Origin of the sequence: Pseudomonas sp. TH31 (assembly GCF_016650815.1) — a bacterium.
Lineage (GTDB): Bacteria > Pseudomonadota > Gammaproteobacteria > Pseudomonadales > Pseudomonadaceae > Aquipseudomonas.
Map to the genome: position 1 here is coordinate 298,845 of NZ_JAEKEZ010000033.1, position 15,761 is coordinate 314,605.

Here is a 15,761-nt window from a genome sequence, read left to right on the forward strand (position 1 = left end):
GGGAAACAGTTGGAGCCCATGAGTGTGTGGCGAGGAGGGAGGGCGCGCGGCACTGCAAAGCCCGGATTCGGTTCCAGGCTCGGCCCCAAGGCAATCCTTCAGTCGTCGAGAAGCCGCGAAACGCATCCTCTTGACGGCCAAAGGACAGCCCTGGAGTACAACCGTTTTACTTCAGGGTTTTCTGCACCGTGGCCAGGATTTCACCACTGCATACCTGTTCGGTAACACTCACCATGTCCAAATAGAATGCACGATCATTGTCGGCGACCGGCACTCGGCTACGCACCAGATCATAAACGGCCTTGGTGACACTGGAAGCCTTGTGCACATCATGGAAGTCCAAGGCTTGGCAGCCCACCAGCAGTTCAATCGCCAGTACCGACTCAAGTTTTTCGGAAACCTTGTAAGCCTTGATCACGGCGTTATAGGCGAGGCTGACCAGATCCTCCTGGTTGCCGCAGGTCGAGAAACTGTCAACAGAAGAAGGGAACGACAGCGTCTTCATTTCCGCATACAGGCCAGCGGCCGTGTATTGAAGGATCATGTACCCGCTGTTAAGGCCCGGGTTGCGCACCAGGAAGGCCGGCATTTCACTGAAGTGCGAGTTGACCATGCGGTCGATACGGCGCTCGGAAATCTTCGCCAGGTTGGCCAGCGCCACGCACAACGAATCCGCTGACATGCCGATGTAGGTGCCGTCGAAGTTGGCGCCTGAGATGGCAATGCCGTCGCCGTCATCAAGAGGGTAGATGACCGGGTTGTCGCCCGAGGAGTGAATTTCGTTTTCGATATTTTCCCGGGCGTGATCAATGAATTTTTTCGAAGCACCATGCACCTGGGGAATGGCACGCAGGCTGTAGGCATCCTGAAGCCGGTAATCGATGTTTTCGGCGACCAGTTGGCTATCGTGCAGCATTGCTTTTATATGCTTGGCAGTTTGCGCCTGTTCTTTGTGTGCCTTGACCGAATGATAGCGAGGGTCGAATGCGCGAATCGTGCCCTTTAACGCTTCAAGCGAAAGCGCCGCGGCGACATCGGCAACGGAGGCTGTCTGCATGGCGTTGTAGAGCGCCAGAATAGCGATAGCTGTAACTGACGTGGTGCCATTGAGCATGGCTAATCCTTCTTTGCACTGCAGGTCCGTCGGTTGCAGGCCGACCTGTTCAAGTGCAGTGGCGCCATCCACCCATTCGCCGCCATTGACCCGGGCTTTGCCTTCGCCCAGCAGCACCAATGCCAGGTGCCCCTCGACTGCCAAATAGCCCACCGAGCCTTCGCCTGGCGCAAACGGCACAACTTCATGGTTGAGCAGGCTGGCAATCAGCTCCAGTAACGCCAGGCGCACCCCCGAAAAACCTTTGCCAAGACTGATCAGAATCATCAACTGGATAGCACGAACCTGTTCACGCTTGAGCGGCTCGCCCACTGCGACGGCGTGGGAGCGCACGATGTTGACCTGAAGCTCTTTGGCATTCTGCGGCGAAATCACATGCCGAACGTTATCGCCGAACCCCGTGGTCACACCATAGACCAGGCGATTCTCTTCGAGGAAACGCTCGACCAAACCACGGGACTTTTTCACACGGTTCTTGTAGGTCTCGGAAAACGACACCCTGGCTGAATAACGGGATACAGCTACGAACTCTTCAATGGAAGGTTCTCTGTCGCCGAGGACGACCTGAGTGATCTGCCGAGGATGAACTTTCATTGCGAACTCCCAAAATACCAAATGAATGAGGGGGCCGGGCCGACTGAGCTGTCAGCCCGATTGAGTGCACAAGAAGACTAAAACGATATGATAATTAAGAAAATATGGTAATTTCTGTCAGTTTTATTAGAAAAACTAAACATAAAATACCTCCGAGACCTTCACATCACCATGAGCCGCTTACCGCCCTTACGAGCCCTCCAAATATTCGAAACCGTTGGTCACTGCGGCGGTGTATCCCAAGCCGCAAAGCGATTGAACATCTCTGTGGGCGCGGTGAGTCAGCAGATGAAGTTGCTTGATGAGGCGCTGGGCATGAGCTTGACGGTCAAGGAGGGACAGCGCTTGCGACTGAACGCCATTGGCCAGCGTTTTCATGCGCGGTGTTCTATAGCGTTTGAAGAATTGAGAGCCGCCGTTTCCGAAGTAGAGCGTTCGAAAAACCCCAACAATTTGTATGTCAGTGGCCTGCCTTCACTCATGACCAAGTGGCTGGCGCCTCTCACTTACGAATGGCAGCATGAGGATGGTGATCTCGACCTCTATCTCGATGGCACGCTGGCGGATACTTCGGAGGAGGAAAACGCCGATTTTCGTATCGGCTATGGCGAACCTGGCCAATATGCCGCGCATAGCGTTGTACTGTTCCGCGATTGTGTGGTGCCAGCATGCTCACCGACGCTTTTGGGTCATCCGGGCAATGTGGAACACGCCGGTGACCTGCTCCAATACCCACTTATCCGTATCGATTCGCGGCCGAAATTTGACTCACCCCCCTCATGGACCGAATGGTTTGAACTGGAAGGCACTGCCGTCGAGCAGACGATTGCCATACGTCGTAGCTTTTCTTCGTCCAGCATGGCTATTCAAGCCGCCATCGATCATCAAGGAATAGTGTTGGCGCAGTTTTCGATGATTGCCCGTGACATTGAGCAAGGGCGCTTGATCATTCCTTGGCCCTCGGCGATGCCGCTTCCCTCGCCGTACTACCTGAGTTGGCACCCCAATACTCTGCAGAAAGCGCAATGTCGGGCATTTCAACGCTGGCTGATTGGCCGAGGGAAGGCACAAGAGGACATTACCGACGCCTTGATAGCCGCACAGCCCGCTGGCAACTGCCCCCACGGCTGATCGGGAAAAGGCCATCGTGCAGTTCGCCATTGACCTGACGCTGGCGCCGGCGTCGCTGAACGCCAGTTACATCCGGACGCTTCGCGACCAAGGGCTGGACGATGCACAGGTTTTGGATCTGATCCACGCGATCTCGATTTTCGCCTGGGCCAATCGCCTGATGTTGAACCTGGGTGAGCCGGTGTTTACCGTGCCATAGCGCTTGGGGTACGAACGCGCGGGCGAAAGACGACCGAACAAGGAACGGCGGGCCTGGATCGGACAGTGGTATTTCGATGCCGGTTTGGCACGCCAAGGCGCTATCAAATCATACCGAGGACTGTTGCTTTCACAGCCGCCTCCGCCTTGTTGGACGCTTTCAGTTTCTTGAGTGTGTTGGCAATATGAAATTTTACCGTGCGCGCATCTATATTCAGGACGTTGCCAATCTCGACGTATGTCTTGCCAGACGCCGTCCATCTCAAGACCTCCCGCTCCCTATCGGTCAGTTCCGTGAGTGATTCCGGCATTCTTTCAGGTGATAAAAAACCACTCATGGCGGAGTGTACGATACTGGTCAGCCACATCAGCTTGGGCTCCTGATGTGCAAGTTCCCTGGCTGAAATGAAATCATGGCTACGCACCATGGAAAGCTGGCCGATCACGCCAAATCTGCTGAACGTGCTCTGACACCAGCCATGGGCGAGGCCGTGCATTCTGGCTTCCTCCCAGAACTGTCCATCCTGAGAGGCCGATTGCGCTTCCCATGTGAGTGGCCGATGTGTGTTCAGCGCGTGACGCACGGTAGGGTCCAGAAAAAAATAATTATTGTTGATATAGCTCTCTTCCCAGGCTTTGGGATAGGAGGACAACAAATGGAATGTGGGGGCGCTGACGGGGAGGGGAATTCGAATGCCATAAGAACAGGATTGAAAACCTAAACTTTCAGCGACGCTTTGTAAGCTGGAAAATAACGCAGTCTCGGATTTGGATTCCGAACAGAGCGCCAGAAAATCTTCAAGCCAGCCAGCCAAAGAAATAGTCCTTTTTTTTGTAAAGCATCCATTAGTCGGCAGTCTGGACTGCCGTGGAAAATGATACTTCATGTCTATTGGGTTTTCCATTGATCTTGTTTAACTTGCCGCGAGCACTATTTTCGGAGGTTATGACGCCGACGGTTAATTGTTGATTGTTTGATCAGGATTTCAGTAAGGGAATTCATTAAGTTGACGTTTGGCTACCTATTTCATGGGGCGACGACGAACTGAGAGATGAACTTCGTGACCTGGATATCCGGGTAGCAACGACCGGGTATTGCGAGTGGAAAAGTACTGCTGCAACGACTGTAAGTATCGGCTGGAGCTGTTTCGCCTCGGCTGTCAACGCCTCCCCTGCTGGCCCCTGAGGAACAGAGAACGAAGCTGGTGCTACGTGAGTCAACGGGGCGAGCGCCTCGCGGAAAACCGCCTGGGTATCTTGCATGGCCTCGGTGGGCGGGCACTGTGACCTGCCCAAACGGGCAGCTATGAAAAAAAAGAGTTTACATCTCTAATTGGTGGGCTAACCAATGGGAGGGGTTATATTGCGTTTGATTACAGGGATGAGCAGTGAAATCAATCAAAATGTAATGTATGGGCTTGCAGAGTACCGTTACGATATTTTTGTCAGAAAGATGGGCTGGCCACTGAACTGCCCAGAGGGTTTTGAACAAGACGAATTTGATCGGCCGGACACTGTATATGCGATTGTGCTGGATGCCGATAATAAGATATGTGGCTGTGCACGTTTGCTTCCAACGAACAAACCTTATTTGCTGTCAGAGCACTTTGTTCATTTGATGGGCGGTGCCAGCCTTCCCAATCATTCGCAAACATGGGAACTGTCCCGCTTTGCGATTAGCCCTTCCAGAAATGGAGGTAGTCATTCAGCCAGGAATTGGGCTGATACCGTTGCGCTTGTTCGAAATGTTATCACCACGGCGATAGACCTGGGCGCCAACAGACTGATTGCGGTCTCGGCCGTAGGGAACGAGCGTCTGTTGAAACGCATGGGGGTCAATGTTCATCGAATTTCGATTCCTCAGTGGGTCGATCAGAAACCGGTAGTAGCGTTCTGGATCGAGATTGACCAGCAGACCCGGTCCGCATTGGATATTGATTGCCCCTCCTGGGCACTTTCAAAATAAAGAAGTGCTGCGTGCCATTGTTTTTAATACCGGAGTGATGGGTTCTTAATATCGCGCTTGTGCGACCCGTGGCAAGCAGTGGCGACTGTTGTCTTCGAATGTGTTGCACCAACTGCGTCGATTAAGACGCTTTTATCCAAAGTAAGGATGTGCGAATGGCTGTTATTTCATCTCATCATGAATTTGTTGCGTCAGAGCAAGAGCTGCTTGAATTGATAGATAAGGAGTTAAAAGATTCCGATTTTAAGGAACTCGTTGTAATGGCGGGGCACTTCATGCTTTTTTATGATGAACAGACCCGGAAACTGGTTCCCGGTGTTTTTCAGGAACATAATGACACTGTGCTCAAAGAGCGAATCAGGCAACGCGTCGGTATTTTTCCGAAATACACATGGGATCTCTCCTTGGATATCGCCAGGAAATACCGAGAGGCCGTGGGTGATGTCAAGTTTCTAATGCTGATCAACGATTGGCAATATGTACCTGAGACTGGATCGGCCAGTGAGCATCGAACAAAATTCTATGAGGGTTTCACGAGACTGCCGAATACCTACCGGGAATCCCTGGAAATTCAAGGAGTGTTTACTGAGCAAGATGTTCTTGCCAGTCGTAAACACAGCCTTGCATTCCCGGAAACATGGCTAAAGTATAGATTCCAGAAAAGCGCCGCCAAACTGGTGAAGCAAGGGAAACTTGAGAAAAGAGTTCTTGAAGACCGCCCGAGCCAGTCGGAAATCTCTTTTCTGGATGACAGTGGTCATTACCGGACGCTCATCAGTTGTGGCATTACCGGGTGCGCAGGGGAAGTGACGGAAATGATTTCCGAAGTCTATAAAACAGGGAAGCGGCTCATGCTCATATTCGCACCGGGCGAATGTCATGCGCCTGTGAAGTCGGGTATCGAGATTGCGCTTTCTCTCTATAACCTGGAGGGCATGAAGATCATCGTGGCGGATCCGGGAGGAAGTGGCGAACTGACACCGGAAGAGATATACAACAAAATGGTTAATTTTTCGGTCTTCCGTTCTTAATCTTGCCGTCAAGGCCGGTGCATGGGCAATCATGCACCGGCCTTGAATACGGATGGCAAAAGCAGTTCTGTTTTCTGGAATGGTTAAATAAGTAACCGTCCAGATCAAGACATGGAGACGTCAGATGGATATATACCTGGACAGTGCCGCAACAACTAAATGTAATGATCAAGTCATTTTGTCAATGAATCAGTTCCTTGCCGATCACTACGGTAATGCTTCATCCCCTCATAAAATGGGGAAAATTGCCCAGCATGCCGTGAATGTCGCGCGGACGAAGATCGCTAACGCACTGTGTGTGTCGCCGACCGAGGTCGTGTTCACTTCCGGCGCGACTGAAAGCAATAACATTGTCATTCAGGGGGCGTTTGGATATGGCGAGACGGCGCCGGCCAATGCAGTGTTTTGTCCCATTGACCATAAATCTACTATTGAAGTCTCAAAGGAGTTGAGCCGAAGAGGCGTCGAAGTACGTTATGTCAAGGTCGGGCGCGATGGGCGTGTTTGTCTCTCATCTCTAGAAGCGCTGATTGATGATAATACCCGGCTGCTCAGTATCAGTTATGTAAACTCGGAGATCGGGACCTTTCAGGATCTTGATCAGATTTCTCGTCTTTGTGAGTCTCGCCAACTCATTCTGCATATCGATGCGGCCCAGGCGTTCGGCAAGTTGAAACTGGAAGTAGAGAACAGTCGAGTCGATTGTATTTCATTGTCCGCTCACAAGATCGGGGGACCCAAGGGGGTTGGCGCGCTGTATGTACGCAAGGCCACTCAGCAACGCTTGCGCCCACTGACTTTTGGCGGCGAGCGTAACAGCCTGAGAAGCGGTACCCTGCCGACTCAGTTGATCGTTGGCTTGGGCGTGGCTTGCGAGATGCGGGGCGGGGCGGACCTGGAGAGTGAGTGGAACCACCTCACAGCCCTTCGGGATCTGTTTCTCTCGGGACTGTCTTCGGCGGGTGTGACGTATGAGGTGAACTCGTCTTTAGACGTGAGTGTGCCCCATATCTTGAATATCGGTTTTCAAGGCGTTCGTGCCGAAACACTGATCAGTTCGCTGGATACTATTTGTATTGCATCAGGGTCGGCTTGTAACTCCGAAAGTATGGAGCCCTCTTATGTACTGAAGGGCATTGGCATGAGTGATCAGAGTGCTAACTGTTCCGTGAGAATTTCACTGCATCCGGATATCAGCAGATCTCAAATCGAGGACGCCGCTCGCATTGTCGCCAATAAGGTGCTGCAGCTTCAGTCGTTAGTATAAGACCCGGACACAAAGGAGATGGCAGTGGCAGAGCAAAGAAAGTTCTTGATCCTGAAAGGCGGGCGTTCTTCCGAGCGAGAGGTTTCTCTCAAGACGGCCGCCCATGTAGAGGCTGCGTTTGATCGCATGGGGCTGGATTATAAATCGGTTGAATTGGATGGTTTTTCCGAATGGTTGTCCTTGCCATTGAAGGGTGTTGATTATGTATTCAACGCCATGCATGGAGGGCCCGGCGAGGATGGAACACTGCAGGCGCTTTTGGATGGCTTGAATATTCGCTACAACGGCGCTGGTCGTGAGGCCAGCGCAATCTGCATGAGCAAAGTACTGACTCGTCTGGTCGCTTCGGCAAGTGGTATCCGCGTTCCGGAAGGCGTCTGGACACCGTGTGGAGAACCTGCAAACTTTAGTCGCTTGCAAGCTACCCTCGGGGCGAGTTTCGTTGTAAAACCGGATGCGCAAGGGTGCAGCATTGGTGTGAGTGCCGTTAACAATAAAGAAGATTTCGATGCGGCACTGTCCGTGTTGAACAGGTTCAATGGACGGGTTTTGTTTGAAGAGTTGGTGTCAGGTGATGAAATCACAGTGGGATTGCTCGATGGAGAGATATTGCCTTGCTTGCTGATATCTCATGCTCACTCGTTGTTCAGTTACGATGCGAAATTCAACTCCCCGGAAACCACAGGTTATTCGATCGCGAAGATGCCGCCTGAGGTGCTGGCGCGTGTTGAAAAGGATGTGTGGCGGATGTGCAGCATTCTTGATATCAGGGACTACGCCCGATTTGATTTCATTATCAAGGATGGAGTGCCATTCCTTCTTGAGGTGAACACGCTGCCGGGTTTGAATTCGCACAGTGTGTTCGTCAAGGCGAGCGGGTTGGCAGGTATGGATTACGACAGTGTCATTGGAAAAATCATCAACGCCTGATTAACGTCGGATCACCGTCTGCTGAGACTCGTGTATTTGCCAGGCATGGCGTTCGGTTTGATTCGCAGCAAATCGCGTCGGTTCAATGAGTTGTGCTGTTTACGGACGGTTGTGCCTGATCATTCGTCAAGGAGTTGGGATGCTTTTATCGGATAGCTTTCGCACAAATGGGGCGTTGGTGGTGCTTGTAGGGATTTGGACGCTCGGCTGGTTTTTAACCAAAGTCGGTTTGGAGAGTTCGACGCCTTTCTCATTTACGGCCGTGCGATTCGTGCTTGCCGCAGTTTTAATGCAGTTGATTCTGGCATGGCGGCAGAAGCGCGGTGCATTGAAGAGCGTGGAATGGGTATGGGTCGGTCTTATCGGGTTGTTTCAGACCACGCTGATGTTTTCGCTCGCGACCTATGGTTTGCTCGAGGTGGGGATAGCCAAAGCAGCGATTCTTATTTATTCCACACCGCTGTGGAGCAGTTTGCTGGGCTGGCTGTTTTTGAAGGAGCGTTTTACACCCCTCAAGTGTGCAGGTTTGGTGGCCGGTTGTGTTGGAATGGTCGTCATGGTTTCCCCAAGCCCGGCAAAAGAAAGTTTCATTGGGGAAGCCTTGCTGGTCGGTTCGGCCATGTCATGGTCGGTATCGAGCTTTCTCTTGAAAAAATACCTGCCGAACGCTGACAAGCTGGCCATCGGAACATGGCAAATGACTTTTGGGGCGATCGGACTGCTTGTGCTCACCCTGATTGTCGATGGTGGAATCAAATTCGACGTTAACGCCGAGAGTCTGCTCGCCATGCTGTATGTCAGTGTCGTTGGCTCGGTTGTTGCGTTTTCACTATGGTTCTATGTTGTCCCGCGGATTGACCTGCTTCATTCCAGCATGGCGTCGGTAGCGGTGCCTGTCGCGGTGCTGGGGATAGAGGGCATTGCCCTGGAACAACACCTGGATACGACATTGCTCTGGGCTTCGATGTTGATCATCGGGGGGATCGTTCTGGTGTTTCTCAGCGATCATATGGGTAGAAACAAGCGCTGAGTGCACGGGCCCATCCAGCCGGATACCGATAATCGTCCGAAGCGCCCATGTAGATGAAGTCCTGCTTGCCTAATCGACCGCCAGCTTTGCTGCTGGACGTCTTTGGTTTGTTTTTTTGTTCCGGCAATTTCTATTGATTCCGGCACTTCGCTGGGCATTAATAAAACCACTCCATCTACAGGAAGTAAAAATGTCCAACAAGGTTGAGCGCCATGCGGCCTAACGGTGAGCTGCGTTTATTTGCCGTTCTCTTGTCGGTGGAGTTATCAGCAGCATGCTGATCTGGCTGATGATCGCTGCGCCGCTGCTTTTGCCTCACCCGGCCGCACTGTCGGAGCGTTCGATGGAGTTGCCACCGATGTTTCGGGCAGGCGCGGCTGCTTTCGCTCTTTCAGGCTTGATTGCCGGGATACTGTGCTCCGCTTTCAATTGGATTTATGAACGCCGTCGTCATTTCGGAGTGCGGAGCAAGGATTAGACCGTGTCCTGATGTTCCAGGGCGTAGCGTCGGCAGTGATTCAGTTATCCCGCTCCCCACACGGCAAAACGCCACTCAATCGAGTGGCGTTTTTACTGGTACGTTTGGCGCGATTATCAGCCGGCGACTTGTGGCAGTATCTGCAGGTTGCCATCCACATCCTTGACCAACCCACTGGCCAGAAACAGTGGGGCCAGCCGCTTGTGCAGCTCGGGCTCGACAAACTCCTTGACGGTCACCAGTGCCAGTTGGCCGTGAAGCTCCAGCTCCACTTTGGTGTACGACAGCCAGGCCTTCTTCAGTGCCATCAGCACATCGCTGCCGGCGGTGGAGGCGAAGCGGCGGTTGAGCACTTGTCCGGCGAGGTTGAAAGTATGCGCGTTCTCGTAGCCGGTCTCGTCGCCAACGCTGTCGACACAACGGATGCAGGTACATTTACCCTCGCCGAAGGCCGCGCGCAGGTAGGTGTTGAAGTCCACGACTGGTTTGAGCCCCAGGCGTTTATCGACTTCGAACAAGTCCCCGGTCAGTTTTTCTTCAGTGCTCAACGTCAAATCCTCACAGTCATACGGCATATTTTTACAGCGCTGCACAATACCAGCCGGATCGGTTGTGCGGGTATTTTCCGAGCGGCCAAAGGATCACGAACCCAAAAAGCCACTCAATTGAGTGGCGTTTTTGTCTGGGCTACAGGGGTTGATCAACTCAACCAATTCCCCCCATCAACGTTGTAAGTCTGCGCCACGATGTACTCACTCTCGGGCGATGCAAGGAAGATCGCCATGCCCGCCAGGTCATCTGCAGTGGCCATGCGTCCAAAAGGCACTTCCTCGCCAACCAGTCTTTTCTTCTCGCCGAGCGGTCGGTTTTCATATTTGGCGAACAGCGCATCGACGCCATCCCAGTGCTCGCCGTCGACCACGCCCGGTGCAATGGCGTTGACGTTGATCCCATGTTTGATCAGGTTGAGACCGGCCGATTGCGTGAGGCTGATCACTGCCGCTTTGGTCGCACAATACACTGCCACCAGCGCCTCACCCCGGCGACCGGCCTGGCTGGCCATGTTGATGATCTTGCCGCCGTGCCCCTGGGCAATCATTTGCCGGGCGGCGGCTTGCAACGTGAACAGGGTGCCGGCGACGTTGATCGAGAACAGCCGCTCGTAGCTGTCGCGGGTGATGTCAGTGATTGGCGCGAGATCAAACAGCGCGGCGTTGTTGATCAGAATATCGAGCTTGCCGGCTTTTGCGACGACGGCTGCGATGGCGTCGTCGATGGATGCCTGATTGGTCACGTCCATCTCCACCGCATAGGCCTGGGAACCCAATTCGGCGGCGGTCGCCTGCGCCCGCTCCAGGTTGATATCGGCAATCGCGACGTTAGCACCCTCGCGGATGTAAGCCTGTGCGAAGGCTTTGCCGATGCCCCTGGCGGACCCGGTAATCAGCGTGCTTTTTCCTTCTAAACGTTTCATTGTTCTCCTCCATTTGTTGAAGCCATAAAGCCTATGACAATCCAGTGTGGGAGCGGGCTTGCTCGCGAAGGGGCCTTGTCAGTCAGCATCAATGTTGAATGACACACTGCTTTCGCGAGCAAGCCCGCTCCCACATTGATTGCTACTTGGGATAACCGGCGCGTTTCATCTCGCGCTCGGTGCTCTGTTGGGCATTGGCCAGGGCCTGTTCAACCGACATCTGCCCGGTGAGTGCCGCAGACATCTGCTTGCCGACCGACGTGCCGATGGCCTGGAACTCGGGAATGGTCACGTACTGGATGCCGACGTAGGGCACAGGCTGGGCGGACGGGTGCGCCGGGTCGGCGTTCTGCATCATTTGCAGCGTGACCCTGGCGAAGGGCGCGGCCTGCAAGTAGGCATCGCTGTAGGTCGACTTCCGGGTGCCCGGCGGTACGTTGGTGACGCCATCCTTCTCGGCGACCAACTGTATGTATTCCTTGGAGGTGGCCCAAGTCACGAAGGCTTTGGCCGCTTCTTTGTGTTGGGAACTGGTCGGGATGGCCAGCGACCAGGCATACAGCCACGACGACCCCTTGTCCGTGACCTGCGTCGGCGCCGCAACGAAGCCGGCCTTGTCGGCAACATTGCTCTGGGTTTTGTCGGTGATGAAGGAACCCGCCACACTGGCATCGACCCACATCGCGCACTTGCCGCTATTGAACAGGGCCAGGGTCTCGTTGAAACCATTGCTCGACACGCCGGGCGGGCCGTAACGCTTGAGCGTATCGACGTAGAAGTTGGCGGCGGCGGTCCACTCGGGTCCGGTCAGTTGTGGCTGCCACTTCTCGTCGAACCAGCGCGCACCAAAGGCATTGGCCATGGTCGAGAGCAACGCCATGTTTTCACCCCAGCCGGCCTTGCCGCGCAGGCACATGCCGTATTGCTCTTTGTCCGGATGGTTCAGTTTGCCGGCGAACTCGCCGAGCTGGGTCCAGGTCGGGTGCTCGGGCATACTCAGCCCGGCCTCCTTGAACAGGTCGGTGCGGTAATAAGTGACCGTGCTTTCGCCATAGAACGGCAGGGCGTAGAGCGTGTCGTTGAGCGAAAGCCCCTGGCGCACCGACGGGAAGATATCCTCGACGTCATAGCTGGCGGGCAGGTCCTTCATCGGTTCCAGCCAGTGTTTTGCCGCCCACAGCGGCGTTTCGTAAGTGCCAATGGTCAGCACGTCGAATTGACCGCCCTGAGTGGCGATGTCGGTCGTCAGGCGTTGGCGCAAGACATTTTCTTCCAGCACCACCCAATTGAGCTTGATGTCCGGGTGCGCGGCCTCGAAGGTTTTCGAAAGCTTCTGCATGCGGATCATGTCGCTGTTGTTCACGGTGGCGATGGTGACGGTTTCGCCGGCCTGGCAGAGCAGGGCGAAGGAAATACCGGCGGACAGGAATAGGGCATTGGGCAATAGCTTCATCGTGTTCTCCGCTCTGCGGCGTGGGCAGCAGAATCTTTTATTGTTGTAATCCGGGATGGCGAACCGATTACAACAGCTACCCATGTGCCCAACAAATGAACGGCATACGCACTACTGATACTTTTTTAACCAGCTACTTGCGCGGCAAAAAGTATCAGTCGCCAGCGCTTACAGGGCTAGGCAACCCATGTGCTTTGGTGTGAACCTTGGACCAACGCTTGCCGGAGACTGTCCACAGTGACGAGCCATTACACAAAAACGGACAAACCGCCCGCGCTCGAAGTCATTCTCAACGAGCCCCAGCACAGCTTTCGCTGGTATCAGCATGACTATCCCTTCGATCTGGCGCGCTGGAATCATCATCCCGAGTTCGAGATCCACCTGATTCGCGAAGGCAGCGGTCGGCTGTTGGCGGGTGATTACATTGGCCTGTTCGAGGCCGGCCATGTGGCGCTGATCGGGCCGGGGCTGCCACATGACTGGATCAGCGATCTGGGTAAAGGCGAGGTGATTGCAGGGCGTGATGTGGTGTTGCAGTTTGATGGTCAGGCGTTGATGCAACTGCGCAACCTGGTGCCCGAGCTCAATGAATTGCAAAGCCTGTTCCGGCAAGCGGCCCGGGAATCGAGTTTGGTGGTGTTACCCGAAAGAAAGCGGCCGGACTTCTGGAACAGATCGGGCAGAGCCAGGGGTTCGAGCGGTTGTGCCTGTTTTTGTCGTTGCTGCAACTGCTGGCCGCAGCGCCCGAAACCGAAAGAAAGCCCCTCGCCAGCCTGCAATACGCGCCGATGCTCGACGCCTTGACGGCCCAACGCATGAGTATCGTTTTTGACTACATCCTCAACGACCTTGCCGAGGAGTTACGCCTATCGGTCATTGCCCAACGCCTGGACATGAGCGAACCGGCGTTTTCCAAGTTCTTCAAACGGGCCACCGGCCACACCTTCGTCGACCTGACCCGCAAGCTGCGTGTGCAGCGAGCCTGCCGGTTGTTGGCGCAAAGCGACTTGAGTGTCGCCAACATCTGCTTTGAGGTGGGTTACGCCAACCTGTCGAATTTCAATCGGCACTTTCGTCATGAAATGCAGGAGACGCCGAGCGAGTATCGGCAACGGTTGCAAAGGGCCGTGGCGGCCGGCTAACACCATAATATCGGGTCAAAAATAGCCTCTGTGGCGAGCAAGCTTCGCTCGCCACAGGTTCAGTGTCCACCGTTAGTCAAGTCGTACACATCACTGGCCAGGAATGGCCAGCCATTCACCCACAACCTTCTGATAGTTCCCGGTAACCTTGCTCAGGTGCAGCCACTGATCAACGTATTGCTTCCAGGTCATGTCATCGCGGGGCAGCAAATAAGCCTTCTCGCCGTACTGGAAGTACTGGTCCGGATTCACAGCGCACAGGCCAGGCTTGAGTTTCTGTTGATAGCGGGCCTCGGACGCATCGGTGATCATCACGTCAGCTTTCTTGTCCAGCAACGCCTGGAACAGCGTCACATTGTCGTGCAGCAGCAACTGCGCCTTGGGCAGGAAGGCATGGACGAACGCCTCGTTGGTGCCGCCTGCCGGTTCGATCAAGCGGACCGAAGGCTGGTTGATTTGCTCGACGGTCTGGTAAAGCGCCTGGTCTTCACAACGCACCAACGGGACCTTGCCATCGACGTCCAGAGTACTGCTGAAATAGGCCTTTTTCTGCCGCTCCAGCGTCACCGAAATTCCGCCCATCGCGATGTCGCATTTGCCCGCGAGCAGGTCCGGCATCAGGGTTTTCCAAGTGGTCTGCACCCATTGCACCTTGGCCCCGAGGCTGTCGGCCAGCGAGCGGGCCATGGCGATGTCGATGCCTTCGTACTCGCCGTTTTCGTTTTTATAGGTGTAAGGCTTGTAGTCGCCGGTGGTGCAGACCGTCAGCAGACCTTGCTGGATGACGCTGTCCAGATGTGAAGGCGTTTCCTGCGCTTGCACGCCCAAGGGCAGGGCGAGCAATGCGCAGAAGATCAGTGCGTATGAGTTGTTGTTCATCGGTTTGGCGCTCACTTTCAAATCCTATGAGAGGTGCGCCGAGTATCACCGAAACCGACAGCCGTTTGTTGGTCAACGATCAACGCATCCCAAGCCTATGAGGGTGGCTTCGACGGCCTGCGCCAGCGGCGTGTGCGGTTCAGTCCCGAGCACTGACAGCAGCTGAAGGTTGTCCATGCGTAGCGGTTGTTGCCACAGGTAGCGCATCTCCTGCATTTCACGCAGGGTCGGCATGAAAGGCGAAACCAGCCGCGTCAGCCACCAGGGGAAGGCCCGCTGTTTCGCCTTCCCGCCGTTGTGTTCGACGCAACGTGCAATGGCCTCAGCCATTTGCTTGCCGTCTGCATCCCAATGCCCGGCCATGTGGAAGGTCGAGAAGGGCGCAAGACGTTCCCGAACGCTCAGCAGTTGCACCATGGTCTGCGCGACATCCGGCAGATAGGACCACTGATGACCGACGCCGGGATCGCCCGGCAAGTTGATGTGCTTCACCGCTTGCCCAGGCTTGATCAGCCCTAGGGAAAACCAGTTGTTGCCGGCCTGTGGCCCAAAGAAATCGCCAGCCCGCAGCACGATTGCCCGTGCACCTTGCTGTGTGGCGGCGTGCAAACGTTGTTCGAGTTGGACGCGGATCTGGCCTTTTCGGGTCAGTGGCTGCTGCGGGGCATCCTCGGTCAGCAGCGGAAACGCCTCCGGGCCGTAGTTGTAGATTGTGCCGGGCAAGACTACCGTTGCGCCTTCTTTCAGAGCCGCCGCGAGGGTGTTATCCATCATTGGCAGCACCCATTCACTCCAACGGCGATAGCCCGGCGGGTTGACCGCATGGATCAGAACGCTGCAACCCCGAGCGGCATGCATCACGTCGGCTCGGTTCAGCGCATCGCCGCGCAGGTAGAGGATGTCCTCGCGGGTTTCGCTGTTTTGCGTGAGCCCGCGCTGCAAGGCCTGGACTTGCCATCCCGCGTCACGCAACTGACGCGCCACTTCGCCGCCGATGCCGCCCGTTGCGCCCAGAACCAAAACCTTATTGCCAAGCGTCATTTCAGGAACTCCCAAAGTTGAGAGTCGATTCTG

15 protein-coding genes and 2 pseudogenes are annotated in these 15,761 nt (G+C 54.8%); 10 read left to right on the forward strand and 7 right to left on the reverse strand.

Going from position 1 to position 15,761, the window contains the following annotated elements; genetic code table 11:
- Positions 1–166: 166 nt before the first annotated feature.
- Positions 167–1,708, reverse strand: coding sequence for an HAL/PAL/TAL family ammonia-lyase (locus tag JFV26_RS26985; protein WP_201196603.1), 1,542 nt, complete (start codon positions 1,706–1,708; stop codon positions 167–169).
- 171 nt (positions 1,709–1,879) lie between these two features.
- On the opposite strand from JFV26_RS26985, the gene JFV26_RS26990 reads away from it, so the two are divergent.
- Positions 1,880–2,839 carry a LysR substrate-binding domain-containing protein gene (locus tag JFV26_RS26990; protein WP_201196605.1) on the forward strand — a complete coding sequence of 320 codons (960 nt, stop codon included), beginning with the start codon at positions 1,880–1,882 and terminating at the stop codon, positions 2,837–2,839.
- Positions 2,820–3,038 (forward strand): annotated as a pseudogene (locus JFV26_RS26995) (peroxidase-related enzyme); the annotation flags it as partial. The gene JFV26_RS26990 and the pseudogene JFV26_RS26995, both read left to right, overlap by 20 nt.
- Before the next feature lie 103 nt (positions 3,039–3,141).
- Here the strand turns inward: JFV26_RS26995 and JFV26_RS27000 are convergent.
- Positions 3,142–3,852 carry a LuxR family transcriptional regulator gene (locus JFV26_RS27000; protein WP_201196607.1) on the reverse strand — a complete coding sequence of 237 codons (711 nt, stop codon included), beginning with the start codon at positions 3,850–3,852 and terminating at the stop codon, positions 3,142–3,144.
- A 230-nt stretch (positions 3,853–4,082) separates the two neighbouring features.
- On the opposite strand from JFV26_RS27000, the gene JFV26_RS35040 reads away from it, so the two are divergent.
- From JFV26_RS35040 to JFV26_RS27035, 7 genes are all read left to right on the forward strand, one after another.
- Complete coding sequence (locus JFV26_RS35040) at positions 4,083–4,223, forward strand: DUF4902 domain-containing protein (RefSeq protein WP_207204071.1); 141 nt, start codon at positions 4,083–4,085, stop codon at positions 4,221–4,223.
- 177 nt (positions 4,224–4,400) lie between these two features.
- Entirely contained in the window at positions 4,401–5,003 is a 603-nt protein-coding gene (locus JFV26_RS27010) for an acyl-homoserine-lactone synthase (protein ID WP_242487908.1), read from the forward strand.
- Positions 5,004–5,158: 155 nt separating this feature from the next.
- Positions 5,159–6,034, forward strand: a complete 876-nt coding sequence (locus JFV26_RS27015; RefSeq protein ID WP_201196609.1) for an LPD16 domain-containing protein — start codon at positions 5,159–5,161, stop codon at positions 6,032–6,034.
- Between the two features lie 124 nt (positions 6,035–6,158).
- The gene (locus JFV26_RS27020) at positions 6,159–7,301 is read left to right on the forward strand and encodes a cysteine desulfurase family protein (protein WP_201196611.1); all 1,143 of its coding nucleotides are present in this window, start codon (positions 6,159–6,161) and stop codon (positions 7,299–7,301) included.
- 24 nt (positions 7,302–7,325) lie between these two features.
- Complete coding sequence (locus JFV26_RS27025; RefSeq protein WP_201196613.1) at positions 7,326–8,231, forward strand: D-alanine--D-alanine ligase; 906 nt, start codon at positions 7,326–7,328, stop codon at positions 8,229–8,231.
- 139 nt (positions 8,232–8,370) lie between these two features.
- Complete coding sequence (locus tag JFV26_RS27030; RefSeq protein WP_201196614.1) at positions 8,371–9,261, forward strand: DMT family transporter; 891 nt, start codon at positions 8,371–8,373, stop codon at positions 9,259–9,261.
- Positions 9,262–9,535: 274 nt separating this feature from the next.
- Positions 9,536–9,739 (forward strand): hypothetical protein, encoded by a 204-nt coding sequence (locus JFV26_RS27035; protein WP_201196616.1) that lies wholly within the window; start codon positions 9,536–9,538, stop codon positions 9,737–9,739.
- Positions 9,740–9,855: 116 nt separating this feature from the next.
- Here JFV26_RS27035 and JFV26_RS27040 read toward each other — a convergent pair whose 3' ends face one another.
- The 3 genes from JFV26_RS27040 to JFV26_RS27050 all read right to left on the reverse strand — a co-directional run bounded on the left by JFV26_RS27040 (position 9,856) and on the right by JFV26_RS27050 (position 12,666).
- Positions 9,856–10,287, reverse strand: a complete 432-nt coding sequence (locus JFV26_RS27040) for a hypothetical protein (RefSeq protein ID WP_201196617.1) — start codon at positions 10,285–10,287, stop codon at positions 9,856–9,858.
- A 152-nt stretch (positions 10,288–10,439) separates the two neighbouring features.
- On the reverse strand, positions 10,440–11,213 hold the full coding sequence (locus JFV26_RS27045; RefSeq protein ID WP_201196619.1) for an L-iditol 2-dehydrogenase: 774 nt from the start codon (positions 11,211–11,213) through the stop codon (positions 10,440–10,442).
- 142 nt (positions 11,214–11,355) lie between these two features.
- A complete protein-coding gene (locus JFV26_RS27050) occupies positions 11,356–12,666 on the reverse strand; it encodes an ABC transporter substrate-binding protein (RefSeq protein ID WP_201196621.1) in 1,311 nt (436 codons plus the stop codon).
- 237 nt (positions 12,667–12,903) lie between these two features.
- On the opposite strand from JFV26_RS27050, the pseudogene JFV26_RS27055 reads away from it, so the two are divergent.
- Positions 12,904–13,808: pseudogene (locus JFV26_RS27055) on the forward strand (helix-turn-helix domain-containing protein).
- Positions 13,809–13,898: 90 nt separating this feature from the next.
- Here JFV26_RS27055 and JFV26_RS27060 read toward each other — a convergent pair.
- Together JFV26_RS27060 and JFV26_RS27065 are read right to left on the reverse strand one after the other, a co-directional pair.
- On the reverse strand, positions 13,899–14,687 hold the full coding sequence (locus JFV26_RS27060; protein ID WP_201197009.1) for a transporter substrate-binding domain-containing protein: 789 nt from the start codon (positions 14,685–14,687) through the stop codon (positions 13,899–13,901).
- Positions 14,688–14,759: 72 nt separating this feature from the next.
- Positions 14,760–15,728 (reverse strand): NAD-dependent epimerase/dehydratase family protein, encoded by a 969-nt coding sequence (locus JFV26_RS27065; RefSeq protein WP_201196622.1) that lies wholly within the window; start codon positions 15,726–15,728, stop codon positions 14,760–14,762.
- Positions 15,729–15,761: the final 33 nt, after the last annotated feature.

Coding starts and splice junctions, on each gene's coding strand:
- JFV26_RS26985 (WP_201196603.1), bottom strand. CDS start 1,708: ATGAAAGTTCATCCTCGGCAGATCACTCAGGTCGTCCTCGGCGACAGA.
- JFV26_RS26990 (WP_201196605.1), top strand. CDS start 1,880: ATGAGCCGCTTACCGCCCTTACGAGCCCTCCAAATATTCGAAACCGTT.
- JFV26_RS27015 (WP_201196609.1), top strand. CDS start 5,159: ATGGCTGTTATTTCATCTCATCATGAATTTGTTGCGTCAGAGCAAGAG.
- JFV26_RS27020 (WP_201196611.1), top strand. CDS start 6,159: ATGGATATATACCTGGACAGTGCCGCAACAACTAAATGTAATGATCAA.
- JFV26_RS27030 (WP_201196614.1), top strand. CDS start 8,371: ATGCTTTTATCGGATAGCTTTCGCACAAATGGGGCGTTGGTGGTGCTT.
- JFV26_RS27035 (WP_201196616.1), top strand. CDS start 9,536: ATGCTGATCTGGCTGATGATCGCTGCGCCGCTGCTTTTGCCTCACCCG.
- JFV26_RS27045 (WP_201196619.1), bottom strand. CDS start 11,213: ATGAAACGTTTAGAAGGAAAAAGCACGCTGATTACCGGGTCCGCCAGG.
- JFV26_RS27050 (WP_201196621.1), bottom strand. CDS start 12,666: ATGAAGCTATTGCCCAATGCCCTATTCCTGTCCGCCGGTATTTCCTTC.
- JFV26_RS27060 (WP_201197009.1), bottom strand. CDS start 14,687: ATGAACAACAACTCATACGCACTGATCTTCTGCGCATTGCTCGCCCTG.
- JFV26_RS27065 (WP_201196622.1), bottom strand. CDS start 15,728: ATGACGCTTGGCAATAAGGTTTTGGTTCTGGGCGCAACGGGCGGCATC.